Below are 20748 nucleotides of genomic sequence, written 5' to 3'. Positions count from 1 at the left end.
ATTTTATGTAAAAATAAAGAAATTACGAGGAATTTTATGGATAAATATTCTAAAAAAAAGCAAACGGTTCTAGAGCTTATAAATCATGTTTGTGGAAAAAAAATTAAACAGGGTTTATTGGCTTCTTTAGTGCTGGGCAGTGCAGTCACAGGTTATAATTCAGCCCAGGCAACAGATTTGTTAAAGGATCATTCTGATGCGATCAAGCCGGTAACCTCAACGCAAAATCTGCCTAATTTTGTAAATTTGGTTAAACAGGTCAAACCTGCCGTTGTATCCATTACCTCACGGGTTGTTGTCGGAGACAATGATGATTCAATGATGGGAAATGGATTTCCCAATGGCGATGATAATATGAATCCGTTTCCGTTTCCTTTTCCCTTTCCCATGTTTCCACAACAAATGCCCAAGCAGGTGGCTGAGGCACGTGGATCAGGATTTATCATTTCGCCTGATGGTTATATCGTAACCAATAATCATGTTGTTAAAGGGGCGAAGAAAATAACGATTGCCCTGGAGACTGGTGCGAAATATCAGGCAAAAATTATTGGAAGGGATTCAAAAACAGATTTGGCGTTGTTAAAAATCCAGTCTGAAAAACCTTTGCCATTTATCCAGCTTGGAGATTCAAATGGTATTGAACCTGGTGAATGGGTAATTGCAGTTGGAGATCCATATGGTTTGGGGGGTACCGTTACCGCAGGGATTGTATCTGCCCGGGGAAGGGATATCGGTGATACTCCTTACGATTCCTTTATCCAGGTTGATGCTCCAATCAATCGTGGAAATTCGGGAGGGCCTCTTTTTTCTCAAGATGGTAAGGTTATCGGTGTTAATACAGCAATTTTATCTCCATCAGGAGGATCAATCGGTATCGGGTTTGCCATTCCATCAAATACGGTGAAAAATGTCGTTACTCAATTGGAAAAGACAGGACATGTTACCCGTGGTTATTTAGGGGTTATGGGCCAGATGATCACACCTTCAATGGTGAAAATGTTAAAATTGCCTCCATCTGAGCATGGTATTCCACCAAAAGGGGTTTTGATTGCATCTGTTGCAAACAATAGTCCTGCTGAAAAGGCCCAATTGAAGGTTGGGGACGTCATTCTTTCTTTGAATGATAAAAAGGTTGAAAATCCGAGGGATCTTGCCAACCAGGTTGCGGCTATTACTCCAAATACAATGATTGATCTGAATATTTTGCGAAATGGCACGCGGAAAGTTGTAAAGGTTCAGGTAGGTAATCTAAACGAGGATACCAAGAGTAAAAAAACACCAGCTCCTGCTCCTGGCAGTTTGGGTGTCTCCTTATCATTATTAACCCCTGAAATAAGGCAACAGGCTGGTATTGATGAAAAAATCAAGGGGGTAATTGTTACCTCGATTAAAAACGATTCCCCAGCTGATCATGCCGGATTGCAGAACGGTGATGTCATTGTATCCGTTAATAACCAAGATGTTGATAAACCGGAAATGGCGAACCGGTTGATTAGTTCATCTCTAAAAACAGACAAAACTGTTTTATTGAGGATTTTAAGAGATGGCCAGTCCATATTTATCGCTGTCACACTCGGAGATAATGATTAAATCGCATGATTATCAGTAAGTTAAAAGTGATCGCAAAGTGTTGTTTCTTATTTATAAAGCGAAAAAAACACTTTTTAGAAATTGTTTATATTAATAATTCATAAACAACTTCCAAAAAAGTTAATTATTTATATAAAGGAAGTTATTCCCCTTTTATATTGACACAGGTTTTTCCATAAAAAGGGAAAATACCTGTGGTTTTATAATCAACAGAAGAAACTTTTGTTATGCCTGCCTTCTTTTTGGCAGAATCAATTGATGCATCCCCGCTTGCAACAATACCTAGTAGATTGTGGGCACAACTTGCGCCTTTTTTTGAGGTGACAGTGTGATCAGTTGCTGAAATAGAGCCTTTTACATTACTGATTAAAGCTAGTCCCACGGGTGATTTACCACCCGCACATCCGGCTAGTAATCCCGTGGTTGCTAGTAAAAAAAACAGTTTTTCATTATAAATCCAATAATATATTAAAATAAGTACTAAAATATGTAATTATTTATTAATAAATTAATTACGGGTTTTTAATAGCGGTTCTTTTATTGAATTTCAATCATAAATATTGCATATTATAAATATAAACATTATGAAATTATTACTGGTTTTGTACAGGATTGATCAATCAAATTGAAGATCATATATAACCGTTCATGAAATTTTATAAATAATTTATTGTTTTTTATGGCTCACCAATTTTATTTCTGTACAAATATATTTTATTTATCGTAATTTTTTCGAATATGTATTATATAAAGCCAGCCTTCATTTTTATGAATCTGCATAATGTATAATATTTCTAAAAAACTATTAAAGAAATTAAAATCCTTATTTACAGTTCATGAGCCTTTTATAGGATTTGTAGATGAATTGAGTGATTCATATGCATATGGTTGGGTATGCAATCAGGATTTTCCTAATCAGCGTTTGATTTGTGAAGCAATTTTGCAGAAGACAAATGAAATACTGGTCTCTTCTGTAGCTGATAAATTGCATTATGAAACGATTAAAGAAATTGGAGATGGGAGCTGTTATTATGCATTCTATATGAAATTCCCACGTGTAATCAGTGTGAAAGAGCATGAAAATGTTGTTATTCGAGTAAAAAATTCAAATTATAAAATACCTTTTGCATCAAATATTAGATTGGAATTTCAACCATTTGTACATATGGCAATGGATATTGTTAATAATTGTAACTTACGCTGCCCATTCTGTTTGTATGATTATACCTCGACAAATAAAACATATTTTATGAGTGAAGAGGTTATAGAGTCAGCTTTACGTTTTTTGCCTTATATTCGGAACAGTGAATTTTGGTTTTCATGTCTGCATGAACCTACTCTTCATCCCAAATTAAAGGATTATATAGAGAAGGTTCCTGAAATTTATAGAAATAAAATTTTTTTTACAACTAATCTGGCCAAGAGAATGTCAGATCAGTTTTTTAATTGGCTTGTTAATTCCGGGATAGATCATATCAATATTTCCCTTGAATCCTTTGATTCTGTAATTTATGAACAATTGAGAAAAGGTGCCAAACAACATATTTTTTTGGAAAATATGGAGAAGTTGAAAAAAGCGGTCCTGACATCTGTTCATCCAATTAGAATACAATTTATAATCATGGCATATCAGTCCAACGTGAAAGAATTGCCAGATTTATTTAATAGGCTTGTTAAGGATTATAATGCTTCTAAAGTGGAAATTCGCAATACATTCGATACCCCTTATCTTTCAAAGGATTTCAAAGAGAGAGAATTTTTAAATGATAGTGATTGGGTGAATTTAAGAAGGTTGTGTAAGACCTTGCCAAATAATGACAAGTTATTTTTTTTACAGGATCTTCAGGTTGAAGAGGCGGATCAAAGGAAAATATCAGTAAATAGATTTGTCGGTCAATTTATGCTTAGATTATCATGGGATGGTCATCTAAAGGTATTTGTTGAGGCCTATTCAAATATACAGGGAAAAAAAGTGGAGAGAAATATCTTTGAAACTAATATAAAAGATATTGTTAATATTCATGATTTTTATGATCAGTTAATTGAAATAAGTAATAATATGATAATAAAAAAATAAATTATATCAATTTGATGAATAGTTTTATTTATGATTATCAAATTATTATTAATATTTTGAATGATTTATTTATAGGATTGATTCAATAAATTGTATGAACAAGGTAAATGAATGATCAATTCAATTATGATGGTCAGTATAGGTGGGGCTTTGGGCTGTCTGTTGCGCTGGTGGTTGGGGATTGCCTTGAACGCTTTTTTTCCTTATTTGCCCCTTGGAACTTTGGCTGCCAATTGTCTTGCTGGTTATTTTATTGGTATTGCCGTGGCAATTTTTGTGGTAATTCCAGTCCTGCTACCATGGCGCCTCTTCATTATTACGGGTTTTTTGGGTGGTTTATCAACCTTTTCATCTTTTTCTGCAGAAGTTGTTCTTTCCATGCAAGAAGGGCGTTTTATGTGGGCAGGAATTATAGTGTTTACGCATCTTATTTGTTCAATAGGATTGACCATTCTCGGAATTGCAACGGTTTATATGATGAGATCTTGTTTTCATTGATTGTTTTGCATTCATTTTGTTTACTTCAACTCATTCGTATGATTAGGTAGATTTACTTGAATGGGAAAGCGCAATAGAAGGATAAATTTAAATGAAAAAAATTATTGTAATGATTTTCGGTATGGGGTTATTGGGGGCAGGAATAAATTCAGCTTTTGCCCAAGATTCAAAAAGTAAAGCTCCTTTTGATGAATCAATATGGCGTGTTGAACATTTAAGTCATCAAAAAACATTTATTAAATCCTATCAAAATGATCAGAAATTCACATATTTAAGTTTTAATCCTTATACACATCGAATTAATGGAAGTGGTTTATGTAATAAATTTCTTGGATTTTTTCAAAACAATGGAAACCAGATTACAATCAGTAAAATTGAACGTCAGCAAAATACCTGTTTGGATCCCCAGGTTAATGCGCAGGATGAATTTTTCTTTGACAAGTTAAAATTGGTTAAATCAGTTTCCATTGGTGGAAAATATCTAAGGTTGCTTGATGAAAATAATAAGATATTAATAACCGCAAAATATTTTAAATAATGATAACAAAAGGATGAATGGGTGATTATTTATTCGAATGAGACAGAGGATCTTAACACGCCAACAGGCTTGATGCGTTGTCATATTTTCCGACCTGTCAAAGAGGGAAAATATGCAGCGATCATATTTTACTCCGAAATTTATCAGGTAACTCAGCCAATTCGTCGTTTGGCATCTTATATAGCAGGGCAGGGTTATATTGTTATTGTTCCAGAAGTCTATCATGAATATGAAAATCCAGGTGTTGCCTTTGAATATGATAAGGAAGGGACGGATCGGGGTAACTGTTTGAAATTTGAAAAACCTGTTTCCGCTTATGATTCCGATACGACGTCAGTTATTGAATGGTTAAAAACCTATCCTTATTCTAATGGCAAGATTGGATCAATGGGGGTATGTCTAGGAGGGCATTTAGCGTTAAGAGCTGCCCTGAACCCTGAAATATCAGCAGCTGTCTGTTTTTATGCCACCAATGTGCATGATGCCACCCTTGGTAAGGGGCAAAGGGATGATACCTTGAAACGATTTCAGGATATCAAGGGAAAGGTTATGTTTACATGGGGAAAACAGGATCCCCATATCCCTTTTGCGGGTCGGCAATTGATTCGTGAAGCCCTGGAAAAAGCAGAGGTTCAGTACGAATGGCATGAATTCAATGCCCAGCACGCTTTTTTAAGGGATGAAGGGCCACGCTATGATCCCGCCCTGTTTCAAACCTGTATGGGGCTTGTCATTCGGTTTTTAAGGGATTCTTTTTAGATTGATGTCGATATAAAGTAACGTATGAATGATATTTAAATTTACGTTACTTTAATTTTTAATATTATTTTTCCTCTTTGAGGTATGCTTCAACAGGACCGTTGAGTTTCATGCTCATGGGCTTGCCACTGCGTGTCAATGTATTGCCGATGGATACCTTGACCCATTGTTCGCTCAGACAATATTCAATAACATTATCTTTTTCCACTCCTTTAAAGCGAATACCAACTCCACGGTTTAAAAGCTCTTCATTATAGTATGGGCTTTGCGGATCGGCAGAAAGGCGATCGGGAAGTGCGTCTGTCATTTTTAGGTTTCCTTGTTGTGATTTTAGCGATAAGTTTTTAACTTATTACAAAAAAAGGATTCGGCCTGACAAGCAATTTTGCTATTGAAGATTTTAATGGCTGAAAAGGGCATGAACAGATGGAGATAATAAAGTGCGTGGATTTGGCATGAACAGATGGAATAGGTTAATAGTAAATACGATATTGTTTCATGTCGGAATGATCGGTTGTGCAGGAACTTTTTTTCCAGGTCTTGCCCAGGAAAGTCAAACTTTAAACAATCAAGTTCTCATGCGTTATCCAACTTTACATGGGAATAAAATTGTTTTTTCGGCACGGGGTAATCTTTGGCAGGTTTCAAAATCAGGTGGAATGGCCGTTCGGTTGACTTCCGAACAGGGGGAGGATTTGATGCCGAGATTTTCACCGGATGGTCAATGGCTAGCTTTTACAGGAAGCTATCAAGGCAATAGAGACGTCTATCTTATGCCCGCTGCGGGTGGAGAGGTCAAACGATTAACCTATCATTCTGACATTGTTGCTTCTGCACCGGAACGTTGGGGACCTGATAATATGGTTGTCACCTGGACACCTGATTCGAAATCAATCGTATTTTTATCTCGTCGCAATGCGTGGAACAGCTGGATGAGTTTGCCGTTTTCCGTATCCATAAAAGGTGGATTGCCAAAAGCGCTTCCCCTGGATCGTTCTGGATTTTTAAGTTATGATTCTGATGGAAAAAAAATTGCTTATACCCGTATCTATCGTGATTTTCGAACCTGGAAACGTTATGATGGTGGTCTGGCACAGGATATTTATATTTATGATTTTGATACAAAAAAACTGGAACAAATAACTCATTGGAAAGGCACAGATACCATTCCGATGTGGTATCAGGACAAAATTTATTTTTTATCTGACAGGGATGCAAATCGACGCGTTAATTTATGGGTTTATGACAAGACGACAGGAAAAAAACGCCAGGTAACGCATTTCACCGATTATGATATTGATTTTCCGTCATTGGGTGATCAAGGCATTGTCTTTCAACAGGGCGGTCATTTATACGTGCTTGATCTTCCATCGGAGCACCTGCATGAAATCCATGTTATTGTACCGGATGATGGTATAAAAATCATGCGTCATCATGTGTTTTTGACTGATGATGTACGTAAAACTGATTCTGCCCAACAACCTGATTTCTCGATTGCTCCAAATGGAAAACGGGCCGCTTTTGCCGCAAGGGGAAATATATTCACCGTTCCTGTTGAAAATGGAGCTATCCGAAATTTGATTAATGCAAGTAATGTAGATGCAGATCATCCCGTCTGGTCACCGGATGGGAAATGGATCGCCTATACAACAGATAGTGATGGTGAACAGAATATTGCTGTTCGTCCATCTCTGGGAGGGGCCGAACGGCTTTTAACCCATTTCAAGTCAGGTTATTATTATGCTCCGCGTTTTTCTCCCGATGGAAAACAGCTTGCCTTTTCAGATGGCAACCATAATTTATGGACAGTTGATTTTGAGGGTAAATCCGTAAAAAAAATTGCCACCGATATTCATGCGGAAATACATGATTTTAGTTTTTCTCCTGACAGTCATTGGTTGGTTTATAGTTTAACTCAATCCAATCAGCAACGGGCAATTTGGGCTTATAACTTTGCTACGAATAAGTTTGTTCAGCTAACATCTGGAAACAATAATGATTATTTGCCACTATTTTCTGCTGATGGAAAATATTTATATTTTGTTTCCAATCGTCATGAAAATACTGTTTTTGCTGACAACGAAATGAACGCCCTGACGGTTAAAAGCGCGGGAATATATGTGGCAACCCTACAGGTTGCAACCCCATCCTTATTCGCCCCTCGTTCTGATGAGGGAATTACAGATAAAGATAGGGTTATAAGAGAGAAGGATGGAAAAACGATCTCTTCAATTCAGATCGATGAAAAAGGATTGGAAGATCGAATTGTTCCCCTACCAATTGAAGGTGGCATGATTACAGATATGCAGATTGCAGGGGATAAGGTTTATTACTTGATGAGTCCTCCACAAACGATTTCTAGTGAATTTCCGGGTGAAAAACCTGCGTTGCATGTTTATGACGTTAAACAGAGGAAAGATACTATAATTGAACAGGGTATTCAGAATTATAGTCTTTCGTATGACGGTCAGAAATTTTTATATAACAAGAATAACCAGTGGGTTATTAGTGATGCCAAGGAAAAACATACGGAAGATAAATCATTAAAGCTTGAATCCTTAACAAGTTTTGTCATTCCGTCTGAAGAGTGGCGGGAAATGTTTGATAATGCCTGGCGTCTACAGCGTGATCTTTTCGTTAATCCCCAAATGAATGGACAGAACTGGCATGAAATTCATGACCGTTATGCCAAATTATTGCCATTGGCTGGATCAAGGTCGGATATCAATTATCTTATTGGTCAGATGGTTGGAGAAATCGGTAATTCACATACATATGTTGGAGGTGGAGATCAACAGAATTTGATAAAAACAGTTCCCACAGCCTTATTGGGGGTTGACTTTGCCTATGATGCACAGAAGCAGCGTTATTATTTGGCAAAAATATATTCCGGGGATAATAGCCGCAAAGCCTATCGCAGTCCTTTATCCGAACCCGGATTTAATATTCATGCAGGTGATTATCTGTTAAGGGTAAATGGTCAAGAGGTAAAGAGTGATACCAACCCTTACCGGTTTTTTGTCGGGCTCGAAAATCCTGTCCAACTCTCTTTTGAGGATCGGCAAACAAAAGCCGTGAAAAATGTAACAGTCAATACGATTAAAAGTGAACTGTCATTAAGAGAGAAAGACTGGATTGAACATAATCGTCGACTGGTTGATCGTTTATCAGGTGGGAAAATAGCCTATATCTATCTTTCAGATATGGAAGAGCTTGGATTGCAGCAGTTTATCCGTCAGTTTTATGCCCAGCTGGATAGACAGGCCGTTATTATTGATGATCGCTGGAACGGTGGCGGTTTTATCGATGAAATTCTTCTTGAGCGTTTAAGGAGAATCTTGGTGGGAATGACCACAAACCGTGAAAAAATGACTCATTCCTTGCCTGAACAGTTGATTGTTGGACCTAAGGTCACGTTAATCAACCAGTATTCTGCATCTGATGGTGATATCTTTCCTTATTATTTTCGTAAATATGGTTTGGGTAAACTGATTGGCAAGCGAACCTGGGGTGGCGTACGTGGTATTCGCGGTTTTTGGTCGCTAAGGGATGGAGGATATATTACTATTCCAGAAGAAAGCTTGTATGGATTACAATCAGAATGGATTATTGAAAATCACGGGGTCGATCCAGATATTGAAATTGAGAATACTCCAGATGAATTACAGCATGGGCATGATAGACAATTGGAAACGGCAATAGATTATTTGCTAAAAGAGTTAAGAGATCATCCTGTATCTATGCCTCAGTCTCCTTCCTGGAAAACCGCTTATCCTGAGAACGGTATCCCCTTTAACAGGAAATAGGGTTCAAACTGTATGGTATCTTAATATAAGCCATACAGTTATCATTTTTAGAGTTTATATAAGCAGTAAGAAGAGATAACAGCCGTCATATTTGACTTTTGAATGTTCAAAACGTTGAAAGATTGTTAGTCTTTTAAAAAAGTTTGATGTAGTTTAACAATCTGGTATCCGGAAGCCAAAGTGCAATGATCCAATTTTTTACCTTGTTGTACGGGACATTGATACCAATGATAATTTTTATAAAATAACCCATAACCATCTTCTATATTGCAGGATTTTTTTAAAATACCTGCAACTATTGGACATTTTTTATATATATTTTGTTTATTTATGAAAAAATAACCATCAGCAGGGGCGCAGTTGATAGTAACAACACCATTTTCCAGCCAGCATCGTTTATATTGGGCGACACCTTTATAGGTAAACAGGATATTTAGGCTAATTCCAGCAATTATGGTTACAGCCAAAGAGCGCAGATGAAAGATCATTTATCTTTCCAGTTGAGGTTAATTAGGTAAGTGATCGCAGTCATTATTGTAAGGACTGGTTTTAACCATTTTATAGGGCTATAGTTTTTTTTGAAAGATTTGAAAGAATAAATTTAATAAGGACTTTCAAAATGAGTAAAAAACAAAATAAATTAATATTTATGGCTTGCTGCACTGTCTTGTTATTATCGACTGGTACAGCTAATGCAATCGGTTTAAAGTTTTCCAATCCTCAGCCACATCAGAAAATTAAGGCTGGGAATCAAGAAATTCATTTGATTTATGACCATGAATTTGATCCTTTCCGCAGTCGTTTGTTATTGATAAATCAATCTGGACAACCTGATTTGATTCCCGCAACAACTGCATTAAATCACAGGGAAGTCAAAACATCATATCCGTTAAAGGCGGGGCAATATATCTTGCAATGGCATGTTTGGAATTGGAAGGGGGAGGAAAGTACAGGTGAAATTCCTTTTGAGGCTGTTAATCCCTGATTTTGTTCATTCTATTGCCAATCGTAAACCTGCCCCAGCAGCAAGTGGGCAAAAAGGTAAAGCAATAGCAAAACATGCCCCGAGTAATTGAAGATTGGGTAGGAATGCGAGATTATTTAATTTTGCATCAATAAGCATGGTGCCAAAAATAAGGACGGGGGTTAACAAGGGAAAAGTTAATAAAGGGAGCAAAAAAGAGTTTTTCTTGGCTCCAAGGGCAATAGAATTTGTCATTCCCCCGACAAGAGATTGACAGGCGGTTCCAAGTGAAAGGCTGATAATAAAAATGGGCAGGATTGATATGGGTAAGTTATATAAAATTGTTAAGGGGATACTGGCGCAGAGAAGAGGGATTCCTGTACATAACCAGTGACCTGTCATTTTGGTGAAAGCCAAGGTAGAGGGAGATATTCCAAGCAAAAAAAATTGATCTAGGGACCCATCCTCATAATCTTGCTGGTATATGCGTTCCATAGGCAACAAAGCGGCCAACAGGGCGCAAACCCACAAAATGGCAGGGGCTATTTGCTGAAGTCTTTGAGGTTCTGGTCCAAGCGCAAGCGGGAAAAGAGTCGCTGTCAAAATAAAAAACAGGATTGTTCCAATGGTATCACTGGCATGCCGGAAAGAAAGTAATATTTCTCGTTGTAAAAGAAGAATGAAAGGCATGGGAAAGATATCTTAATGTAAGGAAGGAAGTGAAAGATTAAGAGATTTTGTGTTGATCAATGGAAGATCTGTATGTGTACTGACTAAAATCATGCCACCGTTTTTTTGAAAAGAGGTAAATATTTCAGCAAGATTGATCATGTTTTCTCTATCCAATCCAACGGTTGGTTCATCTAGCAACCAAATTGTTGCAGGTTTAAGCAAAATGCGAGCCAGGGCTGTGCGACGTTTTTGACCAGCGGATAATAATCGAACGGGAGTATCAATTAAATGGTATAAATTAAATTTTTTCAAACAATCGTGAAGATTGGTTTTGTAAAATTTTGAATATAACTGCAGGTTCTCTCTCACAGTCATAATCGGTTTTAAGGCGTTTGAATGACCCAACCAGGCAATAGTTTGAAGATAATTTTCATAAGTTTCATGATGTTCAAAGATGTTTCTGGAGTTCCATAAAACATTACCTGAATCTGGTTTTCTAAACCCTGCGAGAATTCTTAATAACGTACTTTTGCCAACGCCATTTGGACCACGGATACAGAGACTTTCCCCTGCAGATAGAGAAAAATTGATATTGTTCAGGACCAGTTTTTCATTTCGAAATGTGGTTAGATTGACAATAGATACGGTCATGAAAAGGGTTTCAAAAATGATTTTAAGTTACAAAAGTACACTGTTTAGTGAAATTGTAAAAGCCCATGAATAATTGCTTTTATGATATTCAAGATATAATAAGTATAGTGTAATTGGCGAGATAACAAATATAAAATGTTGTTTATACACGATTATCTAACGACATAATTTAAGGATATCATTATGAAACTGATTGGTCAGGATAATTTAAAAACATGTAAAACGTTGGAAGTCGATGGAAAAACCTATCATTATTTTTCACTGGTTGAAGCAGAGAAAAAATTGGGTAATTTTCGTCGTTTACCAAATACCTTAAAAGTATTGCTGGAAAATGTTTTACGCTTTGAAAATGGTCAATCTTTTACGGTAGACAATGCCAAGGCAATTATAGAATGGCAAAAGAATCATCATAGCCAGTCCGAAGTGCCTTTTCGTCCTTCCCGTATTTTGATGCAGGATTTTACAGGGGTTCCAGCTGTTGTCGATTTGGCTGCCATGCGTGAAGGAATGACCCAGTTAAAAGGTGATCCGCAAAAGGTTAATCCACTAATTCCGGTAAATCTGGTGATTGATCATTCTGTAATGGTCGATAAATTTGGATCTGATGCGGCACTGAAAGAAAATATAACGCTTGAATTTGAACGAAACGCTGAGCGGTATGCTTTTCTTCGTTGGGGACAAGAAGCGTTCAAGGGTTTTTCCGTTGTTCCACCTGATACTGGAATTTGTCATCAGGTTAATTTGGAACATATTGCCAAGGTTGTTTGGCTTCGTGATGAAGATGGAAAAACCTATGCCTATCCAGACACTCTTTTTGGAACAGATTCCCATACAACAATGGTCAACGGATTGGGTGTCCTTGGCTGGGGTGTTGGAGGTATCGAAGCTGAAGCAGCCATGTTGGGGCAACCGATTACAATGTTAATACCGGATGTTATCGGCTTCCGGTTAACAGGAAAATTGGCAAAGGGTGTAACTGCAACAGATCTTGTTCTAACGATTACACAGATGTTACGTAAGAAGGGTGTTGTTGGCAAGTTTGTTGAATTTTATGGTCCGGCTTTGGATCATTTACCACTTTATACACGGGCTACAATTGCAAACATGGCACCCGAATATGGCGCAACATGTGGGTTCTTCCCGGTTGACCAGCAAGCTTTGGATTACCTCAAATTAACCGGTCGTGACGATCATCAGATTAAGTTGGTGGAAGCTTACCTTAAAGCACAGGGTATGTTTCGTGAAGCGAATGCGGAAGAGCCAGAATTTACTGATACTTTGGAACTGGATATTGGTAATGTTGTTCCCTCTATTTCAGGTCCTCGTCGTCCACAAGATCGTATCAGCCTCAGCGATGCAACCTCTGCATTCGTCAAAGAGCTGTCTTCAGGATTCCATGTTGAAGGTAAAGATCAAGATGCCGCTTGTGCCGTTGCCGGTAAAGATTTCAAACTCGAACATGGTTCAGTTGTAATTGCGGCAATTACTTCATGCACCAATACCTCTAATACGGAAGTGATGATTGCTGCTGGTTTATTGGCGAAAAAAGCACATGCTTTGGGATTGAAGCGGAAGCCTTGGGTTAAAACGTCTCTTGCACCTGGTTCAAAAGTTGTTACTGAATATTTAGAAAAGGCCGGGTTAATTCCATCTCTTGATGCGCTTGGATTCAATATTGTTGGATATGGTTGTACAACCTGTATCGGAAATTCTGGTCCCCTGGCACCAGAAATTGTTGACACTATCGAAAATAACAATTTGGTGGCAACAGCGGTTCTTTCGGGAAACCGTAACTTTGAGGGACGTATTTCTCCAAACGTTCGCGCAAACTATCTGGCAAGTCCACCGTTGGTAGTCGCTTATGCTTTATTGGGAACCTTGCGTAAGGATATTACAAAGGATCCTATTGGTGTTTCCAAGGATGGTAAGGAAATTTATCTACATGATATTTGGCCTTCAACAGAGGAAATCAAAGAGGTAATGGCAGCAGCGATTACGCGTGAAGAATTCCGTAAGGGATATGATAATATCAGTAAAGGTACGGTTGAATGGCAGAGATTGGCTGTGGCAACTGGATCTCAGACTTATGATTGGGATTCAAAATCAACCTATGTTCGTAATCCTCCCTATTTTGAAGGAATGAAGCAGCATCCTGAAGCCCGTCATGATATTAAAGGGGCAAGAATATTGGCGTTATTAGGGGATAATGTTACAACAGATCATATATCTCCAGCTGGTTCCATTCGTAAAGATTCCCCTGCCGGCAGATATTTGACTGAACATGGAGTCAGGGTGGAGGACTTTAACTCGTATGGTTCACGTCGTGGTAATCATGAAGTCATGATGCGTGGCACTTTTGCCAATATCCGTATTCGTAATGAAATGGTTCCAGGGGTTGAAGGTGGATATAGCAAGCATTATCCTGATGGTAAGGAAGGGGCAATCTATGATGTTGCCATGGAATACCAAAAAGAAAATACACCATTGGTTGTTTTTGGCGGTAAAGAATACGGAATGGGTTCCTCCCGTGACTGGGCGGCAAAAGGTACGACGTTGTTGGGTGTAAAAGCCGTTATTGCTGAAAGTTTTGAACGTATTCATCGTTCTAATCTTGTTGGAATGGGTGTATTGCCACTCTTATTTGAAGAGGGTACAACACGTAAAACGTTGGGATTGAAGGGTGATGAAAAAATCGATATTTTGGGTATAGAAACTTTAAAACCGCGTCAAAAAATGATTATGAGAATAACTCGCAATGATGGTTCACATCAGGATATTCCTGTAATCTGTCGTGTTGATACACAAGAAGAGGTAGAATATTATCGTAATGGTGGCATTTTACCTTATGTTCTCAGATTAATGGCCTAAGTCTTAAAATCCGTTTTAAAGTGTAAGTGACCTGTTTATTTGTTAAACAGGTCACTTTTCATTTGTAATATGTCCAAACATAACGTGTCATTATCATGGAATTATAAATATTTGGATTTGTTACTTGTAAAGCATTTATAAGATTGTTAAATTAATACAAAATTGTCTTCCGTTTGATGTGGGGGGTGGCCTTAGTCGGCCGCCTTTTTTATTTTGGAATCCGTAGAAAATATTTCTGATTTACGTATTGAACAACGTGTTATCGCTTTGGTTGAACCCATTTTGATTGATATGGGATATGAGTTGGTTAGAGTGGCTTTGTTGGGCAAACAAGCTTTGACCTTACAGATTATGGTGGATCGGGCTGATGGTAGTCTGATTAATGTTGAGGATTGTGAACAGATCAGTCATGCTGTAAGTGCTGTAATGGATGTTCATGATCCTATGGAAGGTGCCTGGACATTGGAGGTTTCCTCCGCCGGAATCGATCGCCCCTTGGTGCGTGTAAAAGATTGGAACCGTTTTGCGGGTCATCTTACCAAAGTGGAAATGATGATTCCAATTGAAGGCAGAAGACGCTTTTCCGGGATTGCCTTGGGAGCGGATGAACAGAATGCGCGTATGCGTTTAGATACAGGTTCTGAAGTTGAATTACCTTTGTCAGAAATACGCAAGGCTAAATTGGTGCTGACTGATTCTTTAATTGATGCATGCAGTCATATGGTCAATGTTTTATCTGGGTCGGAAACCGAATAAAGCATAAGTGAAAATAAAATCAAAACCGGTTTAATCCGGTACAATAGATTGTGAGGTTAAAATGGATACGTCTGTTGCTCGTCCTGAATTGTTATTGGTTGCTGATGCTGTTGCTCGTGAAAAAGCCATTAGCCGGGAAGAGATTCTCGAAGCGATGGAACAGGCCATTCAAAAGGCTGGACGCGCTAAATATGGTCATGAAAAAGACATTCGTGCGATAATTGATCGTAAGACGGGAGAGGTGCGCCTTTCCCGATGGACAGAAGTCGTGGAGGAAGTTGAAAATGAGGCTTCACAAATTCCATATAAAATTGCGCTCAAGATACAGCCTGATATTAAGGTTGGTGAATATCTTATTGATCCATTGCCACCCATAGATTTTGGCCGTATCGCTGCACAGACTGCAAAGCAGGTTATCGTGCAACGTGTTCGTGAATGTGAACGGAATCGTCAATATGAGGATTTCAAGGATCGTATTGGTGAAATTGTGAACGGAACAGTGAAACGAACTGAATATGGTAATTTGTTGGTGGAAATTGGCAGTGTCGAAGCTTTGTTAAGGCGTGATGAATTGATTTCAAGAGAAAACTTTCGGAATTCAGAGCGTGTAAGAGCCTATATTTGTGATGTCCGTAAGGAGCCACGTGGTCCACAGATCTTTTTATCTAGGACGCACCCCGCATTTTTGGCGAAATTGTTTGCACAGGAAGTGCCTGAAATCTATGATGGTATTATCGAGATTAAGGCAGTCGCCAGAGATCCGGGTTCCCGAGCGAAAATGGCTGTTATTTCAAAAGACAGTACCATTGATCCTGTTGGTGCTTGTGTTGGGGTCAGGGGATCTCGCGTACAAGCTGTAGTACAGGAATTGCAAGGGGAAAAAATTGATATCATTCCTTGGAGCGGTCAGGCGGCCACCTTTGTCGTGAATGCCTTGGCACCGGCGGAAGTTACAAAAGTTGTCATGGATGAGGAAGCTGGGCGTGTGGAGGTTGTGGTTCCAGATGATCAATTGAGTTTAGCTATTGGACGTCGTGGACAAAATGTTCGTTTGGCCAGTCAATTGACACGATGGGACATTGATATTCTGACCGAAACAGAAGAATCAGATCGTAGACAAGAAGAATTCCGTCGCAGATCCGCTATTTTTGCCGAAGAGCTGGATGTTGATGATGTGATTGCCGGCCTGTTGGTTACAGAAGGTTTTCATACTATTGAGGAGCTTGCTTTCGCCGATCCTCAGGAATTGGCTGAAATTGAAGGTTTTGATGCAAATATCGCGCAAGAGCTTGTCCAGAGGGCAGAAGAATGTTTGGAAAAACAACATCGTTCTCTGGATGAAAAAAGGCAGGCTCTTGGGGTTTCGGATGAGCTTGTGGAACTTGATTGCTTTACACCACAAATGTTGATCTTATTGGGTGAAAAAGGGGTGAAAACGCTTGATGATTTAGCTGACCTTGCCAGTGATGAATTGATCGAGATTCTTGGTGCAGATGCAATTGATGAAGAAACAGCCAATGCAATTATTATGCAGGCCAGAGAACATTGGTTTGAAGAAGAGGGAAGCGAGGAAAGTCAAAATAAAGAATAAAATTTGATAATGATATTTAAATGATTAGGCTTCATGGGAGGCCTAATCATTTTGATTTATTATTTTCTTTTAATTTTGAATAGTTTACGCTAATGAATAAAAGGCCTGATAGCTCGGCGAATCGTCAACGTTTCTGTGTGGTTACAAGGGAAAGAGATGATCCTGAAAATTTAATTCGTTTTGTTTTGTCGCCAGATGGATATATTGTTCCAGATTTGACAGAACGGCTTCCTGGAAGAGGGATGTGGTTGAAAGCCGATAAAAATATCATACATAAGGCGATAGAAATGCGTTCGTTCTCACGTGCAATGCAATGTCAGGTTACGGTTCCGGAAAATTTGGTGTCAATAGTTAGGGATGGTTTGCGGAATAAAATTAAGGATACATTTGGTTTTGCAAGACGTGCTGGACAGATTACGTACGGTTTTGTAAAAGTAAGAGAAAAGATTTCTCAGAATATTGCTGGATTGATTATACAGGCTATAGATGGTAGTGAAGAAGAAAAAAAGCGTATATTATCAGGAACGGGTCTTTTACCTGTCATGGCAGTTTTTACGGCAAAAGAATTGGGAATGATTTTTGGTCGAGAATATATAGTTCATGCAGCAATTTACAGGGGACCGTTTGTAAAACAAATTCTTTTTGATAATAAACGGTTATCAGGAATAATAAATTAGGGTATAAATCGATGGAATAAGTCAACCCATCGAAAATGGATTTAAGAACAGGCAGGTATATGAGCGAAGGCAACGATCAAGAACAAGGACAGGGTAAAAAACGTTTATCTTTACGTTCATCAGTAAAAAGGGACGTGGGGCAGACTGTCGATGCCGGATCTATTAGGCAAAGTTTTAGCCATGGACGCAGCAAGGTTGTCCAGGTTGAAGTGCGTAAAAAGCGTAGTGCGCCTGGCAGTAAGGAAAAACAGGTTAATAGTGTCCGTAAACCTGCGGCAAAAAAAGCATCTGCTGGTTCGAGTAAACGCTCTTTGACAGCTGCAGAATTAGCCATCAGACAGCGTGTTCTGGAAGAACAAAAGCTTGAACAGCAGCGTAAAAATCTTGAACGTCAAGAACAGGAAAAAATATCTATTCTTTCAGAAGCGGAGAGATTACGTAAAAAACAGGAAGAAGAGAAAGTTCTAGCCAAGGCACAGGCAGAGGCTGAAAAGGCTGCGCAGGAAGAAGGTAAAGAAACTGTTGAGCAGGAAAAAATTGCTGTATCTGAGATAGAAGAATCTAAAAAAACTATAAAATCTAAAAAAACGAAAATTGCATCTGAACCTCCATTACGTCGGGTCAAGGTTTCCAAGGTTCCTATTCCTGGTGAAATTACCTTGGCACCAGAGCCTGTTCCTGTGGAACCTTTGGCAAAAAGAGCTATTTTGCCTGAAAAACCTGTGGTGAGTGAGTCTGTTAAGAATGGAGAATCCGTTTCTGGTAAAACCTCAGTAAAAAATTCAAGTGAATCTGTTCTCAATGTCAAAACATCTGAAAAAGATGGAAAAATAAATAAGAAATCTGTTGAATCTTCACGCAGGATTAATGTTCAGGATGATATGGATTCTGATGAAGGGGAAGGTCGTCGTGGTTCATCCCGTCGTGGAAGCGGTGTAAATCGTAAAAGCAGTAGTCGAGGCAAGGGGGATGGTCGACGTTCTGGTAAAATAGATATTCAGGCAGCGATTGAGGGCGAGGATGATAATAAAATTCGTTCGTTGGCTTCGGTACGTCGTCAAAGAGAACGTGAACGCCGTCAAGCAGAGTTGGAGAAATTACGTACGGATCAGGTAAAGGTTGTTCGTGATGTCACTCTTCCAGAAACAATTACCGTACAAGAACTTGCCAATCGTATGGCGGCACGCCAAGGAGTCGTTATTAAAGCCCTGATGAAAATGGGTGTGATGGCAACAGTTAATCAGTCATTGGATGCAGACACGGCCGAATTGATTATCGAGGAATTTGGTCATCGTGTGCATAGGGTTGCCGATAGTGATGTTGAACTTGGTATTGAAGGTGTAGAGGATAAGGATGAGGATAAATTGCCCCGTCCACCTGTTGTAGCGGTGATGGGACATGTTGATCATGGTAAAACCTCTTTGCTGGATGCTCTGCGGACAACGGATATTGCGCATAAGGAGGCTGGTGGGATTACCCAGCATATTGGCGCCTATCAGGTTAGAATGCAGTCAGGTGCTAAAATCACCTTTTTAGATACGCCTGGTCATGAGGCATTCACGGCGATGCGTTCTAGGGGAGCGTCAGTGACGGATATCGTTGTTCTTGTTGTTGCTGCGGATGATGGGGTCATGCCTCAGACAATTGAGGCAATTAAACATGCTAAAGCTGCAAATGTTCCAATTATTGTCGCCATTAATAAATGTGATTTGCCTGGGGCCAATCCTGACCGTGTAAGACAGGAGCTTTTGAATCATGAAATCGTCGTTGAGAAAATGGGCGGTGATACTCAGGATGTTGAAGTTTCGGCTAAAAAACATATCGGCTTGGACAAACTGGAAGAAGCAATCATTTTGCTGGCTGAATTGTTGGAATTAAAAGCAAACCCGAATAGAGTGGCAGAGGGTGCTGTTATTGAAAGCCGTTTGGACAAGGGACGTGGACCTGTTGCGACTTTATTGGTTCAGAAAGGAACTTTGAATAAAGGAGATGTTATTGTCGCTGGTTCTGAATGGGGTCGTGTTCGTGCGATGCTGGATGATAAAAGCAAGAATATGAAAAAAGCTGGACCTTCCACACCCGTAGAGCTTTTGGGTTTAACGGGTGTACCTCGTGCTGGTGAGCCTTTTGTTGTTGTGGATAGTGAAAGTAAAGCTCGTGAAATTTCTGAATTTAGGCAACGTAAGGCTCGTGAAAAACAGGCAGCGGTTAGAATGGCTGCACGTGGAACCTTGGATCAGATGCTTGCGCGTATTCAAGCAAATGAGCAAAAAGAAATTGCTGTCTTAATCAAGGCTGATGTTCAGGGATCTGCTGAGGCTATTCAGGCAACAGTTCAGAAACTTGAACATGAGGAAATTAAAGTTCGCGTTTTATCCGCAACAGTTGGTCAGATTACGGAAAGTGATGTTCAACTTGCCAAAGCATCACAGGCTATCATTATCGCCTTTAATGTAAGGGCAACAACGCAGGCTAGAGAACTTGCACAGCATGAAGGTGTTGATATTCATTATTATTCAATTATTTATCAGGTCGTTGATGATATTGAACAGATTATTAAAGGACGTATTGCACCAAAACAGCGTGAGAAATTCTTGGGTTATGCAGAAATTCGTAAAGTCTTTACCATCAGTAAAACTGGTAAGGTTGCAGGATGTTACGTAACACAGGGGGTGGTTCGTCGAGGTTGCGGTGTTCGGTTGTTGCGTGACAATGTTGTTATTCATCAGGGTAATTTAAGCCAGCTTAAACGTTTCAAGGATGATGTCAAAGAAGTGGCACATGATTATGAATGTGGACTTTCTTTTGCAGGATACAATGACTTGCGAGAGGGAGACGTTGTTGAATGTTATGAAATTGAAACAGTACAGGCTTGATGGATAAATTTATAGTAACTGGGAAGGATTTTTTGAAAAAGGATTCAAAAGGCCCTTCTCAACGGCAATTGCGCGTTGCTGAAGAAATCAGGCATATTTTGGCAGATTTATTCATCCGGATCGAATTTCGTGTGCCTGAACTTCAGGGACAGAAATTTACAGTAACGGAAGTGCGCATGACGCCTGATTTGCGTCATGCAATTGTATATATTTCTCACTTAGGGAAAAGTGATGTAGGGGATTTTTTACCTGCGTTAAAACGAGTTGCACCTTATTTGAGAAACCAGCTGTCACAAAAAATTAGACTTAAATTTTTACCTGATTTGAGATTTCAGCCTGATACAACTTTGGACTATGCAGCTAAGATTGATGCAGTGCTGAATAGTCCGGAAGTTTTGAGAGACCTTGAAAAAGAAAATCAATAA

Annotated in this window: 18 protein-coding genes; 13 read left to right on the top strand and 5 right to left on the bottom strand. The window is 39.0% G+C overall.

Annotated elements, in window-relative coordinates; all coding sequences use genetic code 11:
• The first annotated feature begins 36 nt into the window (after nucleotides 1–36).
• Nucleotides 37–1590 carry a trypsin-like peptidase domain-containing protein gene (locus D9V35_RS08540; RefSeq protein ID WP_122124132.1) on the top strand — a complete coding sequence of 518 codons (1554 nt, stop codon included), beginning with the start codon at nucleotides 37–39 and terminating at the stop codon, nucleotides 1588–1590.
• Nucleotides 1591–1732: 142 nt separating this feature from the next.
• Here D9V35_RS08540 and D9V35_RS08535 read toward each other — a convergent pair whose 3' ends face one another.
• Entirely contained in the window at nucleotides 1733–1972 is a 240-nt protein-coding gene (locus tag D9V35_RS08535) for a TRL-like family protein (RefSeq protein WP_205910299.1), read from the bottom strand.
• 399 nt (nucleotides 1973–2371) lie between these two features.
• On the opposite strand from D9V35_RS08535, the gene D9V35_RS08530 reads away from it, so the two are divergent.
• The 4 genes from D9V35_RS08530 (at nucleotide 2372) to D9V35_RS08515 (ending at nucleotide 5462) form a co-directional block, all read left to right on the top strand.
• Entirely contained in the window at nucleotides 2372–3667 is a 1296-nt protein-coding gene (locus tag D9V35_RS08530) for a radical SAM protein (protein ID WP_122124130.1), read from the top strand.
• A 111-nt stretch (nucleotides 3668–3778) separates the two neighbouring features.
• The gene (crcB, locus tag D9V35_RS08525; protein ID WP_110439121.1) at nucleotides 3779–4165 is read left to right on the top strand and encodes a fluoride efflux transporter CrcB; all 387 of its coding nucleotides are present in this window, start codon (nucleotides 3779–3781) and stop codon (nucleotides 4163–4165) included.
• Nucleotides 4166–4256: 91 nt separating this feature from the next.
• Entirely contained in the window at nucleotides 4257–4703 is a 447-nt protein-coding gene (locus D9V35_RS08520) for an META domain-containing protein (RefSeq protein ID WP_122124129.1), read from the top strand.
• Between the two features lie 21 nt (nucleotides 4704–4724).
• Nucleotides 4725–5462, top strand: a complete 738-nt coding sequence (locus D9V35_RS08515) for a dienelactone hydrolase family protein (protein WP_122124128.1) — start codon at nucleotides 4725–4727, stop codon at nucleotides 5460–5462.
• A 64-nt stretch (nucleotides 5463–5526) separates the two neighbouring features.
• On the opposite strand, the gene D9V35_RS08510 is transcribed toward D9V35_RS08515, so the two are convergent.
• Entirely contained in the window at nucleotides 5527–5769 is a 243-nt protein-coding gene (locus D9V35_RS08510) for a DUF3297 family protein (protein WP_122124127.1), read from the bottom strand.
• Nucleotides 5770–5917: 148 nt separating this feature from the next.
• Between D9V35_RS08510 and D9V35_RS08505 the strand changes: the two genes are divergently transcribed.
• Nucleotides 5918–9268 (top strand): S41 family peptidase, encoded by a 3351-nt coding sequence (locus tag D9V35_RS08505; RefSeq protein ID WP_162988618.1) that lies wholly within the window; start codon nucleotides 5918–5920, stop codon nucleotides 9266–9268.
• A 125-nt stretch (nucleotides 9269–9393) separates the two neighbouring features.
• Here D9V35_RS08505 and D9V35_RS08500 read toward each other — a convergent pair whose 3' ends face one another.
• Nucleotides 9394–9756 (bottom strand): hypothetical protein, encoded by a 363-nt coding sequence (locus tag D9V35_RS08500; RefSeq protein ID WP_122124125.1) that lies wholly within the window; start codon nucleotides 9754–9756, stop codon nucleotides 9394–9396.
• Nucleotides 9757–9887: 131 nt separating this feature from the next.
• Here D9V35_RS08500 and D9V35_RS08495 point away from each other — a divergent pair, with 131 nt between their 5' ends.
• A complete protein-coding gene (locus D9V35_RS08495) occupies nucleotides 9888–10253 on the top strand; it encodes a copper resistance protein CopC (RefSeq protein ID WP_110439115.1) in 366 nt (121 codons plus the stop codon).
• 6 nt (nucleotides 10254–10259) lie between these two features.
• Here the strand turns inward: D9V35_RS08495 and ccmB are convergent, their stop codons facing one another.
• Both ccmB and ccmA read right to left on the bottom strand, forming a co-directional pair.
• Nucleotides 10260–10922 (bottom strand): heme exporter protein CcmB, encoded by a 663-nt coding sequence (ccmB, locus tag D9V35_RS08490; RefSeq protein ID WP_122124124.1) that lies wholly within the window; start codon nucleotides 10920–10922, stop codon nucleotides 10260–10262.
• A 12-nt stretch (nucleotides 10923–10934) separates the two neighbouring features.
• Nucleotides 10935–11555 (bottom strand): heme ABC exporter ATP-binding protein CcmA, encoded by a 621-nt coding sequence (gene ccmA / locus D9V35_RS08485; protein ID WP_122124123.1) that lies wholly within the window; start codon nucleotides 11553–11555, stop codon nucleotides 10935–10937.
• Between the two features lie 183 nt (nucleotides 11556–11738).
• Here ccmA and acnA point away from each other — a divergent pair, with 183 nt between their 5' ends.
• The 6 genes from acnA (at nucleotide 11739) to rbfA (ending at nucleotide 20748) form a co-directional block, all read left to right on the top strand.
• Nucleotides 11739–14423: an aconitate hydratase AcnA gene (acnA, locus tag D9V35_RS08480; RefSeq protein ID WP_122124122.1), complete on the top strand. Its 2685-nt coding sequence runs from the start codon at nucleotides 11739–11741 to the stop codon at nucleotides 14421–14423.
• A gap of 291 nt (nucleotides 14424–14714) precedes the next feature.
• Nucleotides 14715–15179, top strand: a complete 465-nt coding sequence (rimP, locus tag D9V35_RS08475) for a ribosome maturation factor RimP (RefSeq protein WP_408869343.1) — start codon at nucleotides 14715–14717, stop codon at nucleotides 15177–15179.
• Nucleotides 15180–15240: 61 nt separating this feature from the next.
• Nucleotides 15241–16770: a transcription termination factor NusA gene (gene nusA, locus D9V35_RS08470; protein ID WP_122124120.1), complete on the top strand. Its 1530-nt coding sequence runs from the start codon at nucleotides 15241–15243 to the stop codon at nucleotides 16768–16770.
• A 92-nt stretch (nucleotides 16771–16862) separates the two neighbouring features.
• On the top strand, nucleotides 16863–17447 hold the full coding sequence (locus D9V35_RS08465) for an RNA-binding protein (protein ID WP_122124119.1): 585 nt from the start codon (nucleotides 16863–16865) through the stop codon (nucleotides 17445–17447).
• A gap of 59 nt (nucleotides 17448–17506) precedes the next feature.
• Nucleotides 17507–20323, top strand: coding sequence for a translation initiation factor IF-2 (gene infB, locus D9V35_RS08460; protein WP_122124309.1), 2817 nt, complete (start codon nucleotides 17507–17509; stop codon nucleotides 20321–20323).
• Nucleotides 20323–20748 (top strand): 30S ribosome-binding factor RbfA, encoded by a 426-nt coding sequence (gene rbfA / locus D9V35_RS08455; RefSeq protein WP_122124118.1) that lies wholly within the window; start codon nucleotides 20323–20325, stop codon nucleotides 20746–20748. Before infB ends, rbfA begins: the two co-directional genes overlap by 1 nt.

The sequence above is a fragment of the Commensalibacter melissae genome, from assembly GCF_003691365.1.
Classification (GTDB): Bacteria; Pseudomonadota; Alphaproteobacteria; order Acetobacterales; family Acetobacteraceae; genus Commensalibacter; species Commensalibacter melissae.
Note: the sequence above shows the minus strand (reverse complement) of the source record. Positions and strands in the feature narration are given on the sequence as shown.

Coding starts and splice junctions, on each gene's coding strand:
- D9V35_RS08540 (WP_122124132.1), top strand. CDS start 37: ATGGATAAATATTCTAAAAAAAAGCAAACGGTTCTAGAGCTTATAAAT.
- D9V35_RS08530 (WP_122124130.1), top strand. CDS start 2,372: ATGTATAATATTTCTAAAAAACTATTAAAGAAATTAAAATCCTTATTT.
- crcB (WP_110439121.1), top strand. CDS start 3,779: ATGATCAATTCAATTATGATGGTCAGTATAGGTGGGGCTTTGGGCTGT.
- D9V35_RS08520 (WP_122124129.1), top strand. CDS start 4,257: ATGAAAAAAATTATTGTAATGATTTTCGGTATGGGGTTATTGGGGGCA.
- D9V35_RS08510 (WP_122124127.1), bottom strand. CDS start 5,769: ATGACAGACGCACTTCCCGATCGCCTTTCTGCCGATCCGCAAAGCCCA.
- D9V35_RS08505 (WP_162988618.1), top strand. CDS start 5,918: ATGAACAGATGGAATAGGTTAATAGTAAATACGATATTGTTTCATGTC.
- D9V35_RS08500 (WP_122124125.1), bottom strand. CDS start 9,756: ATGATCTTTCATCTGCGCTCTTTGGCTGTAACCATAATTGCTGGAATT.
- D9V35_RS08495 (WP_110439115.1), top strand. CDS start 9,888: ATGAGTAAAAAACAAAATAAATTAATATTTATGGCTTGCTGCACTGTC.
- ccmB (WP_122124124.1), bottom strand. CDS start 10,922: ATGCCTTTCATTCTTCTTTTACAACGAGAAATATTACTTTCTTTCCGG.
- ccmA (WP_122124123.1), bottom strand. CDS start 11,555: ATGACCGTATCTATTGTCAATCTAACCACATTTCGAAATGAAAAACTG.
- acnA (WP_122124122.1), top strand. CDS start 11,739: ATGAAACTGATTGGTCAGGATAATTTAAAAACATGTAAAACGTTGGAA.
- rimP (WP_408869343.1), top strand. CDS start 14,715: ATGGGATATGAGTTGGTTAGAGTGGCTTTGTTGGGCAAACAAGCTTTG.
- nusA (WP_122124120.1), top strand. CDS start 15,241: ATGGATACGTCTGTTGCTCGTCCTGAATTGTTATTGGTTGCTGATGCT.
- D9V35_RS08465 (WP_122124119.1), top strand. CDS start 16,863: ATGAATAAAAGGCCTGATAGCTCGGCGAATCGTCAACGTTTCTGTGTG.
- infB (WP_122124309.1), top strand. CDS start 17,507: ATGAGCGAAGGCAACGATCAAGAACAAGGACAGGGTAAAAAACGTTTA.
- rbfA (WP_122124118.1), top strand. CDS start 20,323: ATGGATAAATTTATAGTAACTGGGAAGGATTTTTTGAAAAAGGATTCA.